This is a genomic window from Brachybacterium sp. GCM10030252 (assembly GCF_042666535.1).
Taxonomy (GTDB): Bacteria; Actinomycetota; Actinomycetes; order Actinomycetales; family Dermabacteraceae; genus Brachybacterium.
Window position 1 is genome coordinate 96,312 of the sequence record NZ_JBHTDM010000003.1, and the last position, 19,062, is coordinate 115,373.

The 19,062-nt window shown below is 71.4% G+C and carries 19 protein-coding genes; 10 read left to right on the forward strand and 9 right to left on the reverse strand.

The genetic code is table 11. From position 1 onward, the window contains the following. Positions 1-28: 28 nt before the first annotated feature. Both ACFQRJ_RS00460 and ACFQRJ_RS00465 read right to left on the reverse strand, forming a co-directional pair. Positions 29-955, reverse strand: a complete 927-nt coding sequence (locus ACFQRJ_RS00460; RefSeq protein ID WP_377015896.1) for an SRPBCC family protein — start codon at positions 953-955, stop codon at positions 29-31. After that, a complete protein-coding gene (locus ACFQRJ_RS00465) occupies positions 928-1,299 on the reverse strand; it encodes an ArsR/SmtB family transcription factor (protein WP_377015898.1) in 372 nt (123 codons plus the stop codon). Before ACFQRJ_RS00465 ends, ACFQRJ_RS00460 begins: the two co-directional genes overlap by 28 nt. Positions 1,300-1,366: 67 nt before the next feature. Between ACFQRJ_RS00465 and ACFQRJ_RS00470 the strand changes: the two genes are divergently transcribed. Continuing rightward, entirely contained in the window at positions 1,367-2,200 is an 834-nt protein-coding gene (locus ACFQRJ_RS00470) for a class I SAM-dependent methyltransferase (protein ID WP_377015900.1), read from the forward strand. 74 nt (positions 2,201-2,274) lie between these two features. On the opposite strand, the gene ACFQRJ_RS00475 is transcribed toward ACFQRJ_RS00470, so the two are convergent. Continuing rightward, positions 2,275-3,276 carry a bile acid:sodium symporter gene (locus ACFQRJ_RS00475; RefSeq protein ID WP_377015902.1) on the reverse strand — a complete coding sequence of 334 codons (1,002 nt, stop codon included), beginning with the start codon at positions 3,274-3,276 and terminating at the stop codon, positions 2,275-2,277. 95 nt (positions 3,277-3,371) lie between these two features. On the opposite strand from ACFQRJ_RS00475, the gene ACFQRJ_RS00480 reads away from it, so the two are divergent. The 4 genes from ACFQRJ_RS00480 to ACFQRJ_RS00495 are packed head-to-tail and all read left to right on the forward strand — an operon-like array spanning position 3,372 to position 6,976. Further along, positions 3,372-4,616 carry an SHOCT domain-containing protein gene (locus tag ACFQRJ_RS00480; protein WP_377015904.1) on the forward strand — a complete coding sequence of 415 codons (1,245 nt, stop codon included), beginning with the start codon at positions 3,372-3,374 and terminating at the stop codon, positions 4,614-4,616. Position 4,617: 1 nt separating this feature from the next. After that, complete coding sequence (locus ACFQRJ_RS00485; protein ID WP_377015906.1) at positions 4,618-6,093, forward strand: proline-rich domain-containing protein; 1,476 nt, start codon at positions 4,618-4,620, stop codon at positions 6,091-6,093. Between the two features lie 36 nt (positions 6,094-6,129). After that, positions 6,130-6,450: a hypothetical protein gene (locus ACFQRJ_RS00490; RefSeq protein ID WP_377015908.1), complete on the forward strand. Its 321-nt coding sequence runs from the start codon at positions 6,130-6,132 to the stop codon at positions 6,448-6,450. A 1-nt stretch (position 6,451) separates the two neighbouring features. Beyond that, on the forward strand, positions 6,452-6,976 hold the full coding sequence (locus tag ACFQRJ_RS00495; protein ID WP_377015909.1) for a hypothetical protein: 525 nt from the start codon (positions 6,452-6,454) through the stop codon (positions 6,974-6,976). Positions 6,977-6,994: 18 nt separating this feature from the next. Here ACFQRJ_RS00495 and ACFQRJ_RS00500 read toward each other — a convergent pair whose 3' ends face one another. Next, on the reverse strand, positions 6,995-7,876 hold the full coding sequence (locus ACFQRJ_RS00500; RefSeq protein ID WP_377015911.1) for an NAD(P)-dependent oxidoreductase: 882 nt from the start codon (positions 7,874-7,876) through the stop codon (positions 6,995-6,997). 349 nt (positions 7,877-8,225) lie between these two features. Here ACFQRJ_RS00500 and ACFQRJ_RS00505 point away from each other — a divergent pair, with 349 nt between their 5' ends. Beyond that, a complete protein-coding gene (locus ACFQRJ_RS00505; RefSeq protein ID WP_377015913.1) occupies positions 8,226-9,437 on the forward strand; it encodes an endonuclease/exonuclease/phosphatase family protein in 1,212 nt (403 codons plus the stop codon). A 58-nt stretch (positions 9,438-9,495) separates the two neighbouring features. Beyond that, a complete protein-coding gene (locus ACFQRJ_RS00510; RefSeq protein WP_377015915.1) occupies positions 9,496-10,344 on the forward strand; it encodes a sulfurtransferase in 849 nt (282 codons plus the stop codon). 22 nt (positions 10,345-10,366) lie between these two features. Here the strand turns inward: ACFQRJ_RS00510 and ACFQRJ_RS00515 are convergent, their stop codons facing one another. After that, complete coding sequence (locus tag ACFQRJ_RS00515; RefSeq protein ID WP_377015917.1) at positions 10,367-11,008, reverse strand: class I SAM-dependent DNA methyltransferase; 642 nt, start codon at positions 11,006-11,008, stop codon at positions 10,367-10,369. Positions 11,009-11,087: 79 nt separating this feature from the next. Next, positions 11,088-12,881, reverse strand: coding sequence for an alpha/beta hydrolase (locus tag ACFQRJ_RS00520; RefSeq protein WP_377015919.1), 1,794 nt, complete (start codon positions 12,879-12,881; stop codon positions 11,088-11,090). A gap of 71 nt (positions 12,882-12,952) precedes the next feature. Here ACFQRJ_RS00520 and ACFQRJ_RS00525 point away from each other — a divergent pair, with 71 nt between their 5' ends. Further along, positions 12,953-13,894: an NAD(P)-dependent oxidoreductase gene (locus ACFQRJ_RS00525; RefSeq protein ID WP_377015921.1), complete on the forward strand. Its 942-nt coding sequence runs from the start codon at positions 12,953-12,955 to the stop codon at positions 13,892-13,894. A 12-nt stretch (positions 13,895-13,906) separates the two neighbouring features. Here the strand turns inward: ACFQRJ_RS00525 and mtnN are convergent, their stop codons facing one another. Next, the gene (mtnN, locus tag ACFQRJ_RS00530) at positions 13,907-14,638 is read right to left on the reverse strand and encodes a 5'-methylthioadenosine/S-adenosylhomocysteine nucleosidase (RefSeq protein ID WP_377015923.1); all 732 of its coding nucleotides are present in this window, start codon (positions 14,636-14,638) and stop codon (positions 13,907-13,909) included. 124 nt (positions 14,639-14,762) lie between these two features. On the opposite strand from mtnN, the gene ACFQRJ_RS00535 reads away from it, so the two are divergent. Then, on the forward strand, positions 14,763-15,662 hold the full coding sequence (locus ACFQRJ_RS00535) for an alpha/beta hydrolase fold domain-containing protein (protein ID WP_377015925.1): 900 nt from the start codon (positions 14,763-14,765) through the stop codon (positions 15,660-15,662). 133 nt (positions 15,663-15,795) lie between these two features. Here the strand turns inward: ACFQRJ_RS00535 and ACFQRJ_RS00540 are convergent, their stop codons facing one another. Together ACFQRJ_RS00540 and argS are read right to left on the reverse strand one after the other, a co-directional pair. Next, positions 15,796-16,503: a lysoplasmalogenase family protein gene (locus ACFQRJ_RS00540; RefSeq protein WP_377015927.1), complete on the reverse strand. Its 708-nt coding sequence runs from the start codon at positions 16,501-16,503 to the stop codon at positions 15,796-15,798. Positions 16,504-16,784: 281 nt separating this feature from the next. Continuing rightward, a complete protein-coding gene (gene argS / locus ACFQRJ_RS00545; RefSeq protein ID WP_377015929.1) occupies positions 16,785-18,569 on the reverse strand; it encodes an arginine--tRNA ligase in 1,785 nt (594 codons plus the stop codon). A gap of 68 nt (positions 18,570-18,637) precedes the next feature. On the opposite strand from argS, the gene ACFQRJ_RS00550 reads away from it, so the two are divergent. After that, positions 18,638-19,057: a YccF domain-containing protein gene (locus ACFQRJ_RS00550; protein ID WP_377015931.1), complete on the forward strand. Its 420-nt coding sequence runs from the start codon at positions 18,638-18,640 to the stop codon at positions 19,055-19,057. Positions 19,058-19,062: the final 5 nt, after the last annotated feature.

A 19,062-nucleotide genomic window follows, 5' to 3' on the forward strand; every position in this document is an offset into this window, starting at 1 on the left:
CCTCGCGGGGCGAGATTTCAGACCGGTCTCACGCCGGCGAGGACAGCTTCTCCGCGAGGCCGTCGAGGGCGGTTGCCCAGTGCCGCCGGCGATCTCCGGCCGGTTCATCGCCGGTCCAGGGGCCGCAGTGGCGGATGCTGAGCAGCGTCGCGTTCGGCCCGGCGGGCTCCAGACGCAGGTCCACGGCCTCGTCACTGCTCTCGCCCCCGTGCCCCGCCCGGGTCCACGAGAAGGCGAGGCGCTCGGGCGCCTCCACCTCGAGATAGGTGCCCTCCAGGGCGAACCCGGCCGACGGGGCGGTGATGCGGTAGCCGCCCCCACGGCGGACGTCGGCCTCGACGTGCAGGTCGGGGCATCGTCGTCGCAACCACGTGCGCATCTCGTGCGCCGAGGCGAACGCCTCCCAGACTCGATGGACAGGTGCCGGCACTCGCTCCCGGAACTCCAGCGGTGCGGCACGCAGCAGTTCCCACCGCTGAATCGCCTCGCGCTCGATCACCTCGTCGGCGGGTGCATCTGCCGTCGACGCTGCGACCGAACGGGACAGCGACTCCAGCATCTGCTCCCATCCGCCGCCGTATCCGGCCACGTGCTCCGACTCGCGCAGAGCGTGGTCGACGCGCAGTTCGGTGTCGTTCTCCGCGAGGCGGATGATCTGCGCGGTGATCACGCTCTCGGGTTCCCCCTGCCACCTCCAGCTCACGCGCACCAGATCGCGTTCGCAGGCGAGGACCTTGCCGCCGGCAGGGTCGGATCCGTCGCCGGAGAGATCGGCCGTGAAGGAGTCCCCGACTCCGGACGGTTCGCCCTCGATGCGGCCGAACCAGCGGGCGAGGCGTTCGGGGGTCGAGAGAGCGCCGCGCAGGTTCTCGGCGCTGGTCCGATACCTGCGTCTGAAGGTCAGCTGCGGGCGATCGCGGGTGCCGGTCAGAGCGCGGGACGTCGATCGGTGCACGGGGTCTCCTGTGAGTCGCGGAGGCTGTGGTGCTTCGCGCGGGCAAGCTCGGTCTCGAGCGCATCCAGGCGTCGGGACCAGAGCCGTGAATAGCGGTCGACCCAGGCGACGATGTCGTCGAAGGCGTCCGGCGAGAGCGTGTAGAGGCGGCGGGATCCGGCAGCGGCGACCTGTACGGCGTCGGCCTCGCGCAGCACCCTCAGCTGATTGGAGACTGCCGGCTGGCCGATGTCGAACTCCGCCGAGATGATTTCCCCGATCTCGCCCGCCGATCGTTCACCGTCGCTGAGGATCTCGACGATCCGACGGCGGACGGGATCGGCGAGCAGGCCGAAGGACGTCATGACGCGATGATATTGACGAGCGGTGAAATATGCCAGAGGTCGGGAGAGGGGAGGAGAAGATGGAGCCATGGCATGGGACGGCGTGGCAGAGGCGTACCGGTGGTCGTTCGCGACCCTCTGCAGGGGCGCCGTGCCCGCTCTGCTGGAGGCCACGGCACCGGCCGTCTCGCATCTCGACGTCGGCTGCGGGACCGGTGATCTCGCGCTCGCCGCGGCCCGGGCCGGGCGGCGGGTGGTCGCGGCGGACCCGGAGCCCGACATGGTGGCGCTGACCCGTCGGACGGTCGAGGCCGACGGCGCGGGCGTGAGCGTCGTGGGGGCCGGGGCCCCGGGACTGCCGTTGCCGGACGCGGTATTCGACGCGGTCACCGCCAACTTCGTCGTCAACCACGTACCGGAGCCCCGAGCCACCATCGCGGAGCTCGCGCGGGTCGCGACACCCGGAGGACGGCTCGCCATGACCATCTGGCCGGCCGAGCCCGGGCCCCATCTCGCGGCGTATGGGCAGGCCGCCCGGAACGCGGGTGCCGTGCCCGTCGCGAGCACGCGCCTTCCTCCGGAGCTCGACTTCCCGCGCACGCCGCACGGCCTGGCAGACCTGGCGCGTGGTGCCGGGCTGCGCGTCGAGAGCGCCGAGGAGATCACCTGGACCTGGCACATCACCGCCGACGACCTCATGGCCGGGATCGCGGGAGGCGTCGCCACCCCTGGCCAAACTCACCGCGCCCAGAAGCCAGAGGTCCGCGCCGCCATCGAGCGGCGAGCGCGGGAGCTGTGGAGCGCGTACGCCACGGATGGCGGAGGTGGCGTGGCCGACGCACCAGGCATCTCCTGCGCCACGCTCGCCTTCCCCGTCTCCGCCGTGCTCGTGTCCGCCGTCGTCCCCGTCGAGACCGCCTGAGTTGTCGCTGACCGAGGGTCATAGCGACCACTGAGAGGGTCTCGACGGGACAGAAGCTCCCATCGCGAGCCGACTCACCCCTTCAGCAGTCGCGGCAGCACCCGCACCAGCACCACCATGCCCACGAGCTCCACGACCGTCTGCGTGACCACCGCCGCCGGGACCAGCGCCAGCTGCGCAGGCATCGCCAGGGCCAGCGGGAGGACCACCAGCGAATTGCGAGTGGCACCGGAGAAGGTGAGCGCCCGCGCCGCGCGCACCTCGAGGCGGGCCACGCGCGAGAGGAGCAGGCCCGCTGCCGTGGCGAGGACGAGGAAGGCCGCATAGACGGGCACCAGCGCCAGCAGCTGCACCCCACCGGTGCGGATCAAGGGGACCTGGGAGCCGACCGCCGTGACGAGGACCAGCACCATCAGCGGCACCATCGTCGCCGAGAGATCCCAGCGCGGTGCGACGCGCTGGATCAGCATCGCGGCTGCCAGCGGCAGCAGGATCAGCAGGACGAGAGCGCGTATGAACGGGCCGACGTCGATCAGATCCGCGACACCGCTCGCGCCGCCGCCGAGCAGCGGCACCAGCACCGGCAGCGCGAGCATCTGGGCGAGCATCAGCACCGGAGTCGCGGCGAGCAGACGCTCCCGGTCGCCGCCGGCCAGGGCGGTGAAGACGATGACGTAGTCGATGCACGGGGCCAGCAGCACCAGCAGAGCACCGATCAGCAGAGCCGGGGAGGCGGCCAGCGGACGCGTGATCGCCCAGACCACCACGGGGACGACGACGAAGTTCAGGACCAGGAGCGCCGCGAGGAAGCGGCCGTCGGCCACAGAGACCCGGAAGCGTGTCAGCGGCACCCCGAGGAAAGTGACCAGCAGCAGGGCCGCGATGGACGGCTCGACCGCGGTCTCCATCGCTCCAGCGGCGCGGGGCAGCAGGGCGCCGAGGACGGCGCCGACCGCGATCGCCGCGAGATAGATCGGCACCTGGCGACGCTCGAGACGGCCGGCCCAGGCCGCGAGCGTGCTCGTCGCACCGCGCGCGTTCCGCTCGCGGGGCTCGACACCTCGGCTCCCGTCCATGGGTCGCTACGGTAGTGCGAGCGGCTCAGGGGGCGTTCGGGGGCACGGGATAGCATGTCTCCCGTCACACGTCCGGGGGCGACGAAGGAGCTCACATGGGATTCATCCAGGCATTCAAAGGCGCGATCGGCGGGATGTTCGCCGACCAATGGCAGGACTTCCTCACCGTCCCGAACGGGCTGCCGCAGACCGCGGCGCTGTTCCCGGCCGTGCCGCGCGGCACCAATGCCGGTCGCGGCTCCAACGTCCGCGGCTCGGAGAACGTCATCACCAATGGCTCACGGATCCTCGTGCCCCAGGGCTACGGTCTGATCACCGTGGTCGACGGGCGGGCCACGGGCCTGATCACCGAGGCCGGCGGCTACGAGTTCAATGATCAGTCCCCGGACTCGCGGTCCGTGTTCGCCGACGACGGCATCCTCGCCTCCACCGTCGGCATGTCCTGGGAGCGCTTCAAGTTCGGCGGCCGGCCCACTTCGCAGCAGCTCGGCTTCTACGTCAGCCTCAAGGAGATCCCGGACAACAAGTTCGGCACCCAGTCGGAGATCTACTGGGACGACGCCTACCTCAACGCCCAGGTGGGCGCTGTCGCGCGCGGCTCTTACACGATGCGGATCATCGACCCGCTGCTGTTCGTGCACAACTTCGTGCCTGCCACCTTCATCGGCCCGAACGCCCCCGTCTTCGACTTCTCCGATCCGGACAACGCCGCCGGCAACCAGCTGTTCCGCGAGGTCGTCGGCTCCCTCGCCCAGGCGTTCTCGCGCTACACGAACGATCCGGACAAGGGCAACCGCATCTCCCGCATCCAGGGTGACTCGGTGGGCTTCGCCCAGTCCCTCTCCGCCGCCGTCGAGGAGGGTTACCGCTGGTCCACGGACCGCGGCCTGGCCATCGTCAAGACCGCCATCGCCTCGATCGAGTACGACCAGCGCACCCGTGAGCTGCTCACCGACGTGCAGAAGGCCGACGCCCTCTCCGGTGCCCGCTCGCAGTCCTTCCTCAATCAGTCCGTGGCCCGCGGCGTGGAGAACGCCGGCGAGAACGGCGGCGGCGCCGGGCTGGCCATGTTCGGTGCCGGCATGGGAGCCACCGGCGGCCTGGTGAACCCGGCACAGCCCTGGGCGCCGCCCGGGCAGCAGGGCGGCCCGGCGCAGGGTGCGCCCCAGGGCGGCGCCCCGCAGCAGGGCGGCCAGCAGGCGCCTCAGGGCGGCCAGCAGGCAGCGCCGCAGCAGGAGGATCCGGTGGCCAAGCTCGCCCAGTACAAGGAGATGCTGGATCAGGGCCTGATCACTCAGGAGGACTACGACGCGGCGAAGAAGGCCGCCCTCGGTCTCTGAGATGTCCGTACCTCCCGAGCACCCGGAGTGGGCGCGCCCGGACCAGCCCGCCCGGCCACCCGCCGAGAGCGGGCGGGAGCCGGCCGTGCAGGGGCCGCCGCAGCAGGCCGGGCCGCCGCACCAGTCCGGCTCCCCCCAGCAATCCGGGCCGCCCCAGCAGGCCGGGCCGCCGCACCAGTCCGGCTCCCCCCAGCAGTCCGGGCCGCCGCAGCAGGGGAAGTCCCCTGCGCAGATGCTCGGTGACGATCAGATCGCCGGAGCGACGGAGGCCGCGCGCCAGCACGCCGCACACCGGATCATCGACACCAGCTCGGGCCGCAGCGACGGACTGAGCAAGTGCCCCCGCTGCGGCAGCACGGACATCAAGTATTCACTGAGCGCCAAGGCGCTGGTCTGCGCGTACTGCCGCCATCAGTGGAACGAGGACAACGCCGAGCAGGCCTTTGGCCTGGATTCCTCGATCGCGGAGCTGCAGGGCCACACCATGGCCTCGGGCACGGCGGACATCCGTGAGGACGTCTCTGTGGTCACCCTGAAATGCCAGGGCTGCGGCGCGGAAGTCGTCATCAACGTCGACCAGGAGCTGCAGGCCCGCTGCCACTGGTGCCGTCAGACTCTGTCCGTCAACACCCAGATCCCCAACGGCGCGGTCCCCGACGCGGTGCTGCCCTTCGAGCTCACCCGCGAGCAGGCCATCGAGCGGATCGACGAGTTCGCCGGCAAGCGCAAGGCCTTCGCGCACGGCCGCTTCAAGCAGGAGTTCGTGCCCGACAACGTGATGGGCGTGTACATCCCGTACATGGTCGTCGACGGGAACATGCACGCCGTCCTCGGCGGCACCGGCGAGGTCACGACGCGCCAGTACACGGTGCGCCGCCGGGTCGGCAAGGACAACTACGTCACCGAGACCTACTACGACGCCGACGTCTACAACGTCCAGCGTGCCTTCGACCTGCTCGTGGACGACCTGACGGTGGAATCCGCCCAGCGCTTCAACGCTCGCGACAACTCCCAGGCGACCAACAACATCCTCAACGCCGTCCAGCCGTACGACACGGAGAACGCGGTCGCCTACAACTCGAACTACCTCAAGGGGTTCACCTCCGAGCGCCGCGACCTCGACGTGCAGGACGTCGATGACGCGGTGGAGGACAAGTTCCTGGCCATCGCGCGGGCGAAGGCGCTGCCGACCATCGGCCGGTACGACCGCGGCGTGCGCTGGGAGCAGGAGGGCGTCGCCGTGCACGGGACCCGCTGGGTGGCGGTGTACGTGCCGGTGTGGCTGTACAGCTACGCGGACTCCGCCAAGGGCGAGAACTCGCTGACCCACTACATCGCCGTCAATGCGCGCAACGGCAACACCATGGGGTCGGTGCCGGTCTCGCATCCGAAGATCTTCGCGGTCGCGTGCCTGGCCGGCAGCGTCGCCGCGGCGGTCGGCGCCGTCGTCGGCTTCGGCTGGTTCTTCGCAGGATGAGGGTGTCGAGAATGGATGAGGAAAGGAGCCGAGACGATGCTGCCACTGCTCGCTGAGCTGGCCGGGGATCCGGCGACCACGATGCTGCTGGCCGACGGGGACTCCCGGGTCATCGGCCTGTCCTTCCCGTTCCTGGCGGGGCCGGCCGTGTTCGCCGCGGTCTACGGCGGCATCTACCGCTACTACCGCAACACCGACAAGCGCCACCACTTCGAGAAGGAGACCGAGGTCTCCGTCGGCAACCTCAAGCAGCGCGACGCGAAGGTCGGCACCAACAACCGCCAGAAGTCCCGCACCATGAGCGGGAACAACTCCACCGACCACCTCAAGAGGGTCCGCCGGATCACGGTGGACTGAGATGGGCTCTCCCTCGGCGCGCGCCCTGCTGATCACCGGTGCCGTCGGCGTCGGCAAGACCACGGTGACCGACGCCGTCGGCAGCGAACTCGCCCGCCGCGGCGTGCCCGGGGCGGGAATCGACCTGGACGGGCTGCGGCGCTGCTGGCCCGCTCCCGACGGCGACCGCTTCCACGGCCGGCTCGAGCTGGCGAACCTGCGCGCCGTCTCCGTGAACTACCGGGACGCCGGGGCGCGAGTGCTGGTCGCCGCCGGCGTGCTCGAGCGTCGCGCGGACCGGACGCACTACGAGGACGCGATGGGGTGCCCGTTGACGGTGGTGCGGCTGCAGGCGCCGCGTGACCTGGTCCGTGCCCGGCTGCACCGGCGCCACGAGCTCGACCCGGACGGCCTGGACTGGCATCTGGAGCGTTTCGACGAGCTCACCGAGATCCTCGACGCCGCCCACGTGGAGGACGTCTCCGTTCCCGTCGCCGCGACTCCCGAGCAGACAGCGCGGGCGGTGCTGAGCGCCGTCGGTCTCTGAGCCGGCGGCCCGAAGCCGTCACTGCCCGGTGGGCTCGGCCCTCGGCAGCAGCATCGTCGAGAAGTCGTGCTCGCCGTGGTCGGCGGCGATCTCCGCCTCCAGGGAGGCCAGCGCCCCGCGCAGTGCGGGCAGATCGGAGCCGGGTCGTGCGGGCCCGTCGGCCGACGCGGAGGTGACCGTGTCGATCATGAGCCGGGTGTCCTTGGCGATCGCATTCGCGGAGAAGTCTCCACCCTCGGTGCTGCGTTCCCCGCGCACGAACGGGCCCTTCATCCCGGCGATGACCGCGAGCCCGGTCGAGCCGAGCATCTCGAGGGTCTCCTCGTCCGTGGCGCCCGCCGCCTCTCCCAGGGCCAGTGCTTCGCGCAGTCCCTGCGCTGTCACCGCGAGCGCCAGGTTCGCCAGCAGCTTGCCGGTGGCGGCCCGGCGACCGGACTCGACGCCGTGCAGGCGCTCCGGGTCCGCCCACGGCGCCACCAGCTCCGTGACCTGCGCGCGCAGCGCGTCGTCCGGGGTGCCGACGTAGACGCCGAGGGTGCCGTTGCGGGCGGGGCCCAGGGTGCCCAGGATCGGCACGGCCACGTAGGTGGGGACGGCCGCGGCGAACTCGTCGGCGTCAGCGGGGGAGACGGTGGTGGTGTCCACCCAGGGGACGCCCGCCGGGATCAGACCGGGGCCGGTCACGGTCTCGCGGACGGTGTCGGGACCGAACAGCGCGGTGATCACGACCTCGGCTCCGTCGACCGCCTCCGACGGGCTCTCGGCCACCGCGGCCCCGGCGTCGGCGAGGCGGGCGGTCTTCTCCCGCGTGCGGTTCCAGACGGTGAGCTGATGATCGGGGATCAGGTGGAGGGCCAGTTCGGTGCCCATACGGCCGGTGCCCAGGAACGCGATTCTCATGCGTCCAGTCTGGCACTGCGATCCCGGCGCTGTCAGGGGCGGCTGCGTCTCTCGCCGGTGGGCGGATGGCCGACCGGAGGGTCACGGCAGGAGGCCGGTCGAAGGCCTCAGGGGAAGGGTCGTCGCCGTCGTCGGTCCGGAGGTCCGGCGGGATCCGCGCGGGCCCGTCGGAGACCCGCCGGGACACGCGCATGTCTATCTGACACGAAGCAGCGACCTGAAGACGGGGAAAACGCCCTGTCCAGGGGCGTTTCCGTCCGAGCGGGAGGCTGGATGAGGAGGAGTGATCGTCCACATCAGGTGTCGCTCGCGCGGACCAGCATGCACAATGGAGACCATGACACCGCGCATGAGCCGACGCCGAGCGATCGCCGCAGCCGCCGCGGCAGGCCTCAGCCTGCCGGCAGCTACTGCCTACGCTGGGCAGCAGCCGGCCCGTCGCGGCGAGCGCATCGAGCAGCTGCGGGTGGCCACCTACAACGCCTCGCTGAACCGGGCTGCCGCCGGAGAGCTCCTGGCGGACCTGGAGACCGGCGAGGACGAGCAGATCCGCGCGGTCGCCGAGGTCATCCAGACCAACAATCCCGATGTGCTGCTGATCAACGAGTTCGATCACGACGATCAGCAGCAGGGAATCGATCTCTTCCGCAGCAACTACCTCGAGGTCGGCCAGAACGGGCGCACCCCGGTCTACTACCCCTACGCCTTCACCGCTCCGGTCAACACCGGGGTCGCCAGCGGGTACGACCTCAACGCCGACGGCACCGTCGGCGGCCCGGACGACGCATGGGGCTTCGGTGAGTTCCCCGGCCAGTACGGGATGGTCATCCTCTCCCGCCACCCGATCCTCACCGACCAGGTGCGCACCTTCCAGAATCTCCGCTGGGCCGACATGCCGAGCAACCTGCTGCCCACCGAGTTCTACGGCGAAGAGGTCGCCGCCGAGCTGCGTCTGAGCTCCAAGTCCCATTGGGACGTGCCGGTGCGGGTCGGCAACTCGACGCTGCACGTGCTCGCGGCGCACCCGACGCCGCCGAGCTTCGACGGTCCGGAGAAGCGCAATCAGCGCCGCAACAGCGATGAGATCCGCCTGTGGGCCGACTATCTCAGCCCCGGCAGCCGTTCGCAGTGGATCGTGGACGATGAGGGCAAACGCGGAGGCCTCGCCCCGCAGGAGAAGTTCGTGATCCTGGGCGACTACAACTCCGATCCGGCCGACGGCGATTCCTGGCCGGGCGCTATCGACCAGCTGCTCTCGCATCCCCGCATCCATGATCCGAAGCCGCGCAGCAGCGGGGCGGTCGAGGCCGCCGAGCTGCAGGGTGGGGCGAACGCTGGCCACTCCAGTGACCCTCAGTTCGACACCGCCGACTTCTCGGACGACCCGAGCCCGGGCAACCTGCGCGTCGACTACGTCCTGCCGGAGAAGAACCTCCAGGTCGTCTCCTCCGCCGTGTTCTGGCCCGAGCAGGGTGCGCCCGGCAGCGAGCTGACCGGTGAATACCCCTTCCCCACCTCGGACCACCGCCTGGTGCGCCTCGACATCCAGGTGCGTTCCTGAGCTGACACACCACGGGCCGCCGCTCCATGGCTCGGCCCGCGCACGGAGGATCTGCGGCATGGCACCTGCGCTCGACCCCATCATCGACGTCGCCCAGCTCCACGAGCTCCTCGACCGGGGCGCGGACCAGGGCCGTCCCGTCCACCTGCTCGACGTGCGGTGGGCACTCGACGGTTCCAAGGGCCACCACACCTACCTCGAGGGGCATCTGCCCGGGGCCGTGTACATCGACCTCGATACCGAGCTGTCAGCACCTCCCCGGCCCGACGCCGGCCGCCATCCGCTGCCCGACCCGGAGGACTTCGCGGCCTCGCTGCGCCGCGCCGGCGTGACGGCGGACTCCGTGGTGATCGGCTACGACGACTCCGGCGGCGCCCCCGCCGGACGCCTGGTGTGGATGCTGCGCGCCCTCGGCCATGAGGCGGCCATGCTCGACGGCGGCCTGGCCGCCTGGGACGGCGAGCTGAGCACCGCCGACGAGCACCCTGCGCCCGGCGACGTGCCGGCACGCCCGTGGCCGGCCGACGCGATCGCCACCGCCGACGAGGTCGCTGCCGGAGGCTCCGTGGTCATCGACGCCCGGCCCGCCGAGCGCTACCGCGGCGACAGCGAGCCCATCGACCCCCGCGCCGGGCACATCCCGGGCGCGGTGAACCTGCCCTTCACCGGGAACCTCGGGGAGGACGGGCGCTTCCTGCCGCCCGAGGACCTCGCCGAGCGGTACACCGCGGCGGGAGTGCGGCCCGAGGGTGAGGCCATCGTCTACTGCGGCTCCGGCGTGAACGCCACCCACGATGTCCTCGCCCTGCAGCGCGCCGGATTCGGGAAGGTGCGGATGTTCCCCGGCTCCTGGTCGCAGTGGAGCGCCGACGACTCTCGTCCGGTCGCCACGGGGCCGAATCCCTGACCCGCGGATGTGCTCCGAGCTTTCAGGCTCCTCTGCGCGCGAAGACCATCGCTCCCGGTATCTCGTCGTCCGGTCGCAGGAGCAGCTCGGCCTCGATCGTGAACCCGGCGTCCCGCAACCACCCAGAGACGCGGCTCAGCGGGCGGTGGTGGCTGTCCACGGAGATCTGACGGCCCGTGTAGCCCTGTGAGGAGTGGTGCGTCCCCTCGCCCACGTGGAAGCCGACCAGCAGCGGGCCGGCCGGGCGCAGCACTCGGCGGAACTGCGCGAACACGCCGGGGACAGCGTGATCGGGAATATGGATCACGGACCAGAACGCCACGAGACCGGCCATGGATTCCTCGCTCAGCGCCAGATCGGTCATCGAACCCACCTCGAACCGCAGATGCGGGTATCGGTGCCGGGCGATATCGACCATCGCGGGGGAGAGATCGATGCCGACGGTGTCGATCCCGAGGCGGTGAAGATGGTCGGTGACGTAGCCCGGCCCGCAACCGATGTCGGCCACGGTCCCGCTCCCGCTCTCGCGCACCGATTCGGCGAACATCGCCAGGCCTCCGCGCAGATGGGGCCGTCGCTGCAGCAGACCGTCGACGGTGCGCGCATAGCCGGTCGCATCGGCGTCGTAGGAGGCGCGGGTCTCGGACAGCCAGCTCTCGGGCATGGGCGTCACAGTAGCTGCCCGTGCCAGGCGCTGAACGAGTCGGGCGTTCTCCGGGACGGCTTGCGGGCGCGCCGGGCGCTCACGTGCCCGGGTGGATCTCCCGGATCGCCTCGATGATGGCGAGGTGGCGGCGGCGCCGGGCCGTACGGTCCGCCGCGCTCGCGTCCTCCCCGAGCACCGCGGCCCAGATGGGCACCATCTCCTCGTGGTAGGAGTGGCCGTGGCCGCCGGTGACCTTGATCGACAGCGGCATGTCGGCGGCGATCTGCCAGAACGTGATCCACGGGAACCAGCGCATGGCGGGGGTGACGTCGTGACCCACGCGCTCCTGCAGCCAGGCCGGTTCCTCCCACAGCAGGGACGGCCGCCAGGCGACCACCGGATCCGACGGGTGCTGGGCGTAGACCACGCGCGGGCGCTGCCACGGCTCGTACAACCCGCCCCAGTAGTTGTGCTCGAGGTCGCGCGGGCGGGTGACCACGCGGATGTGCCGGCCGTTGTCCAGGATCGGGGCGATCGCCGGGGCACCCCGTCGGCCGCGCTCGGTGATCTCGCGGTAGATCGGCGTGAAGCTGGGTGTGCCCGTCCAGACCGCGCCGTCGACCTTGGCCAGCATGTCCTGGACATCGCGGAACGCCGCGTGGCCGCCGACGGAGCCCAGGGACTCCCCGGCCACGAACAGCCGCGGCCGGGACTCCTCGGGCATCTGATCCAGACGGCGGCGCACCGCATGGAACAGCAGGTGGCCGGCGCGCTGCGGGGAGCGCCCGTCGAGCAGATAGCTCAGCGCACTGGTGTAGACCGAGTACTGCAGGGAAGCGGTCGCACAGTTCCCGCCGGTGAGGAACTCGATGGCCGACAGCGACCACTCCTGCAGCCAGCCCGTACCGGTCCCGGTGAACAGCACCAGCACGTCCCGGTCCCAGGCGCCGGTGCGGTCCAGCTCGGCGAGCACGGCGTCGACGGTCTGCTCGAGGGTGCGGGTCGAGGATTTCCCGGCGTAGACCCGGATCGGCTCCATGGCCTCCTGGCCGGTGGTCCGCGCAATGTAGTCCGCGCCCGCACCGGCCGAGACGATCTTGCGGCCCGGAGCCCCCAGGGACTGCCAGGACTCCAGCGAGTCCGGGCTGCCCGAGCGCAGGGGTGAGGTGGGGCGGGGCACGTCGGGGGAGATCAGACGGTTCGCCGCCTCGGCACTCTCGATCATCTGCTCGAGCAGCCGGCCGCGGATGATCCGTTCTGCGAGCGCCGTGACGGTCGCGGCCGTCAGCATCAGGGAGACTGCGCCCACGGTCCGCGCGGGCAGGTAGGGCCGCAGCAGCGCCCGGTAGAGGTGGGCGGTCGCGATCACGGCGCGCACCGTCACCAGGGTCCCGAACGAGGCGGAGAGCCCCCCGATCGTGCCGACGATGTGCGTGGCGAGGTTCTTGGGCTCCTGCTGGACGAGATGGCTGATCTCCCGCTGGCGGAGCACCCCGCGCACCCATGAATAGGCGGAGATGCCGATCAGGGCCGCGGCGCCCAGACCGCGGGCCCGACGCCGACGGTCCTCTGCGATCTCCACGTGCAGGCCGATCTCGGAGGCGGCCCGCAGCACCAGCCGCTCGGTCAGCACGCCGGTCGCGTAGCCGTAGATCTGAGAGAAGCCGATGTTGGCCGTCCACATCCACCAGGTCCGCGGCAGCAGGCTCGGGGAGGTGGAGATCCATCCGGTGATCGAGGCCCCGAGGAACCCGCCGGTGGACAGCGGGCGGCTCATCGCGGCCCGCCGCATCCGTCGGCCGGTCCTCCTGGTGGCCCCCCGCACGACGTCCGCGGCGCCACCGAGGACCGCCGAGAGGGCCGACACGGACGATGCGGAGCCAGATCCCATGGGGGCAGGGTATCGAACCCGGGCCGGGACGGCAGGGGCGCGACGGCCCGGGCACGCCGTAGCCTGTGGCCATGAAGATCCTGCTGCCAGACACCATCCCGCTGGACCCCGCCCTGCCGGAGGGCTGGGAGTCCGCCGTTATCGACGCCCGCGCCGAGATCCCCGCCGAGCACCACGATGCCGATGTGCTCGTGGTCTGGGGCTCCTCCCGCAGGAACCTGAGCTCCGCCGCGGAGAACCTCGGGCAGCTGAAGCTGGTCCAGTCCCTCTCCGCGGGGGTGGACGGGATCCTCGCCGCGGGCTTCCCGGAGGACGTCGTCATCGCCTCCGGAGCAGGCCTGCACTCGCTGACGGTCAGCGAGCACGCCCTCGCGCTGCTGCTGAGCCTGCTGCGCCGTCTGCCCGAGGCCGCCGAGGCCCAGGCCCGCCACGAGTGGTCCCGGGAGCTGGGCGGGCTGCAGCCGCTGCACCCCGAAGGGCGCATCACCTCCCTGATCGGTGCGCGGGTGCTGATCTGGGGCTTCGGCCAGATCGGTCAGAACCTCGCCCCGACCCTCGCGGCGCTGGGCGCCGAGGTGCGCGGCGCCGCCCGCAGCGCGGGGACCCGGGCCGGTTTCGGGGTCATCGCCGACGAGGACGTGCTGGACGCGCTCCCGGAGGTCGACGTGCTCATCGACATCCTCCCGTCCACCGAGCAGACCGCCGGCGCCATCGGCCGCGAGGTCCTCGCGGCCCTGCCCGACCACGCCGTGCTGATCAACGTCGGTCGCGGCACCACGGTCGACCAGGCCGCGCTGCGCGAGGCGCTGGAGGCCGGAACCCTGGGCAGTGCCGGCCTCGACGTGACCGACCCGGAGCCGCTGCCGGCCGACGACCCGCTGTGGGACGCCCCGCGGCTGCTGATCACCCCGCACGGAGCGGGCGGCCGCCCGGTGGGAGCCGACGAGCGGATCCGCGACAACGTGCGCGCCCTCGTGGAAGGCACCGAGATCCAGCACGTCGCCTCGCGCTGAGCGCGCCGGCGCTCACTCGGCGAGGCCGCGCGCCAGCCCCGCCACGGCCCGGGCGGAGATCTCCGCGACCAGGTCGATCTCGAGATGGAACTGCTGGCCCGCGGCCGGGCCGCACAGGTCCGAGACGGCCCGCAGGGCGACGAACGGCACCCCCAGCTGGGACGCGGTGCGGGCGCTCGCGGTGGTCTCCATGTCGGCGCTCAGCGCCGCGGGGAACCGCTGGCGCATGGGCTCCGCCAGGGGAGCGGTGACGAAGGCGTCCCCGGTCAGCATCAGCCCGCGACGGACGCCCGGGTCGCCCGGATCCTTCCGGGCCGCCTGCTCTGCCGCGTCGACCCAGCCGGGCTCGGCGAGGAAGCGCTCGGGCCCACCGGGCAGCTGCCCCGGGGCGTAGCCGAACGCGGTGGCGTCGGCGATCGAGTACGTGAAGGACTCGCCCACGATCACCGTGCCGACCTCGACGTCGGGCGCGAGCCCGCCGCAGGACCCCGCGGCGACCACGGCCCGAGGCCGGTGGGAGAGGATCCCCCAGGTCGCGGCGGCGGTTGCGGCCGCGACGCCGATGCCCGTGGTCACCACCACGGTGTCCAGACCCTCCAGCGTGCCGCGCACCGCAGCGACGCCCCCGGTGAACGGTGTCGGCAGCTCGCGGGGCCCGGCGAGGCGGGCCGTGACGGGACTCGCCTCCTCCGGCATGGCCGTGAGCACCAGCAGCGGCCCGGTCGGATCACAGGAGGTCGTCATGACGGCAGGTTACCCGGCTGCCGGCCGGCACCCGCACCGGGCGCGGGAGCGGGGCTGCGGCCCGTTCGTTAGGCTGGCACCATCCGCAGCGAGGCGACCTCCGGGTCGCAGGTAGGAGGCAGTCATGGGTCGCGTCCGAGATGCAGTGGTGACAGGAGTCCGCGCGGTGCGTCGCATCCCGATCCCGTCGACGGTGTCCCATCAGGCGCTGCGGGAGGCCCGCCGCCCCCAGCCCCCGGCCCCGGTGCAGAAGGCCCACGCCGTCGAGAACGAGATGATCGGGCGCACGCGCACCGTGTGGCTCGACGGGCATCGCGCCGACAAGGGCATCATCGTCTTCCTCCACGGCGGCGGCTACGTCTCCGGTCCCTTCGTCAGCGACTGGGCGTGGCTCTCCCGCCAGGTCGACGACCACGGCTGCGCCGGGCTGATGGTCGACTACCGCAACGCCCCGGACCACCAGCACCCGGTCGCCCTCGATGACGCCGAGGCCGTGCTCACCTCTCTGGTCTCCGACGGTCGGCTCGCCGGGCAGCCGTGGGTGCTGGCCGGTCAGCACGCCGGCGGGGGACTGGCCTTCGCGATCGCCCGGCGTCTGCGCGAGCGCAGCGAGATCCCGGCACCGGCCGCGCTCGTGGCGATGTCCCCGTGGCTGGACCTCGAGCTGACCAACGCCGGCATCACCGAGACCGACCAGGTCGACCCCGTCCATGAGCGTCGCCTGCTGCGCGATGCCGCGCGACGCTATGCCGGCCGCGCCCGGCTGGATGACCCGGATCTCTCACCGATCAACGCGAGCCTGGAGGGTCTCCCGCCGGTCCACCTCAGCGTGGGCATGCGCGACCTGTTCCTCTCCGACGTGCGCGTGGCCCGGCTGCAGCTGGAGGAGAACGGGCTGGACCTGTCCTACCGCGAGATCAGCGGTCGCCTGGGGCTGCAGCTGATCCCGCGCCGGGGTGAGGACATCGAACGTCTCCACCGTGAGCAATCCGACCTCATCGGCAGGGCGCTCGGCTCCGCCTGAGCCCGCGCTCCGGTTCTGGGCGAGCATCCGGCCGTCCGCCGGTGCCGGCCGGCCCAAGCGCCGGTCGGCCGCTCGAGGCCTGGGCCCCTCGAGGCACTCGTGCCCCTTGACGAGCTCGGCCCCTCGGGGCCGGTCAGCTCTCGACGATGACGAGAGCCGCACCCGCCTGGCGGGGGCTCCAGCGGCGCGTCGGCACCGCCTGGATGATGCCCGCGATCAGCAGGGCGTGGCCGACCATGTAGGTCGCCATCACCCACACCGCGCTGTAGGCGATCGCCGCGCCCGGCAGGAACCAGTCCATCGCCAGCAGCGAGCTGGAGAGCATGAACAACGTGCCTCCGGTCCAGGTCAGCCCGTTGCCACCGGCGGACAGGAAAGCCATCGTCACCAGGGCCAGCCCGTAGACGGCCACCACGGGCAGCATGGGGCCGGCGCCATCCGCGCATGCGACGAACAACCCGATCATGACGCCGCCGTAGGGGATCGCCAGGGCGATGCGCAGGGTGTCCTTGGTGCGATTCCACATCGGGGCCAGCGCCACGGCGTAGCAGACCAGGGCCAGCAGGAAGCAGCCCACCGAGATCTGCTGGACCGCCTGCGGCGCCAGCTGGCTGAGACTGTCGCCCACCCAGGCGAACACCAGCCCGATCACCATCATCGTGGTGCTGCGCGTGCGATGCGGGATCGCTGTCAGCAGCACTGCGATCAGCAGCGGCGCGAGTATCGACTGCGTGCTGCGCCGCAGGAGCTCGGAGTCCGCCAGCAGGGCGAGGAGGTGCACCCCCGCGGTCAGGGCATACGCCACCCACAGCACGAGGTGGGCGGTTCGGATCGGCGGCACTGTTCCAGGTTAGAAACCCGGGAGGCTCCGGACCAGGAATATGACGAACGGTAGGGGCACGTTTAGGTAACGTCCTGACGCATTCGGGGCACAGGCCGACGGGGACGCCGTTTTCGAGCCGGGGACCCGCCCCGACCTGCACCGGAACCGGATGGAATTGCTGTCGGGTGTCCGGAAAGTATGTGCTCGTGGACGCGGTTTTCTCGCTCCGTGGATGCCGCGGCCACCGAAGCGCCGAGCCCCGCCCCCGCTGCACTCGGGAGCGGGAGGCGCGCCGCGGTTCACATCTGCTGGGGCGCGTTGACTCCGAGCGCTTCGAGGCCCTCGACGAGGACGCGCTCGGTCAGCCGCGCGAGCGCGAGCCGGCCGGCACGGATCTCGTCGTCGGGCTCCGGGAGGATGGGCGAGGCGTCGTAGAAGGACGTGAACGCCTGGGCGAGGGAGAAGAGGTACCCGCACAGCCGGTGCGGCTCGTACTCCGCGCCGACCTGGGCCAGGGTCTGCCCGAAGTCCAGCAGCTGCAGGGCCAGGGCCCGCTCCGCGTCGTTCTCGACGTGCGGCTTCGCGCCGCCGGTCACGCCCTGGGCCTCGGCCTTGCGGCTGATCGAGCGGATCCGCGCCACCGCGTACTGCAGGTACGGCGCCGTGTTGCCGGTCAGGGCGAGCATCCGGTCGAGGTCGAAGGTGTAGTCCGAATCGTGCGCCGTCGAGAGGTCCGCGTACTTGACCCCGCCGATGCCGATGTCGTGGGCGATCCGGCCCCGCTCGTCCTCGGGGAGGTCCGGGCGCAGCTCGTCGATGACGGTGCGGGCGGTGGCCACGGCCTCCTCGAGCAGTGCCATCAGGCGCAGCGAGGAGCCGGAGCGCGTGCGCAGGATCTTCCCGTCGCTGCCGAGCACGGACCCGATCTTGACGTGAGTCGCCTCGACGCTCTCGGGCAGCCAGCCGGCCTCGCGCGCGGCGGTGAAGACCATCTGGAAGTGCAGCTCCTGGGCGGAGCCGACGACGTAGGCGATACGGTCCGCACCCAGGTCGCGCACGCGGTGGCGGACCGCGGCGAGATCCGTGGTGGCGTAGCCGTAGCCGCCGTCGGACTTGCGGATGATCAGCGGCAGCGGCTGCTCGTCGCGGCCGGTGAAGCCGGCGGGGAACACGCACAGCGCGCCGTCGGAGATCCGGGCGATCCCGTCGTTCTCGAGGTCCTTGCAGACGATCTCGAGCTGCGGGTTGTACGTGGACTCCCCGGCGAGGTGCTCGTCTCGCAGGGTCACGTCGAGCATGTCGTAGATGCGATGGAAGTACTGCTTGGACAGTTCCACCAGATGCGTCCAGATCCGCAGGGACTCCTCGTCACCGGACTGCAGGGTGGCCACCCGGCGGCGGGCACGGGCGGCGAAGTTCTCCCCGTCGGCCGCAGCAGCCCCGGAGGCGCCGGTCGAGGTCTCCGCCTCGGCGGCGTCGAACTTGGCGCGGGCCGCCTGGTAGAAGGCGTTGGGGTCGGTGGTCAGCAGGCCGGCCTCGGCACTGTCCTCGCCGACGTCCAGCAGGTGCTCGATGAGCATGCCGAAGGGGGTGCCCCAGTCGCCGATGTGGTTCTGGCGGACGACGGTGTGGCCCTGCTTCTCCAGCGTGCGGGCGATGCTGTCACCGACCACCGTGGTGCGCAGGTGACCGACGTGCATCTCCTTGGCGACGTTCGGCGCCGAGTAGTCGACCACGACCGTCTGCGGCTGCTCGGGGGAGGGGATGCCGAGGCGGTCGTCGGTGGCGAGCTCCGCGGCCTGGGCGCCGATCCACTCCGTGCGCAGGCGGATGTTCAGGAAGCCCGGCCCGGCGATCTCGGGGGTCTCGGCGATGTCCTCGAGGTCCACGGCGGCGAGGATCTCGGTCGCGATGTCGCGCGGCTTCTTCCCCAGGCGCTTGGCCAGGCCCATCGCGGCGTTGCACTGGAAGTCCGCGAACTGGGAGGGACGGATGATCGGGTCCGCGTCGGCGTACTCGGGCCCGAAGGCGGCGGCGAAGGCGGACTGGAAACGCTCGGTCAGCGCGATCTCGGGAGCAGGCATGCGACCAGGGTAGCGGCGGTGAGGTCATCCCCCTGGTCGCGATGACGTCCGGTGCCTAGGCTGACGCCATGCGCACCCTCATCACCCTGATCCTGAACCTCATCTGGCTCCTGACCGCCGGCTGGTCCCTCTTCCTCGGCTACGTGCTGGCCGGGGTCCTCGCCTGCATCTTCATCGTCACCATCCCCTTCGGCCTGGCCTCGTTCCGCATCGCGGGCTTCGTCATCTGGCCGTTCGGACGTGAGGTGATCGACACCCGTCGCGGCGGCGCCGCGAGCGCGATCGGCAACGTGATCTGGTTCGTCATCGCCGGCTGGTGGCTGGCGATCGGCCACGTGCTGACCGCCGTGGCCCAGGCCATCACCATCATCGGCATCCCCCTGGCGTGGGCGAACATCAAGCTGATCCCGGTGACCTGCTTCCCCTTCGGCAAGGAGATCGTCGACTCGGAGTCGGCCCGGGCCGCCATGCTGCCCACCACGCGCTGACCGCC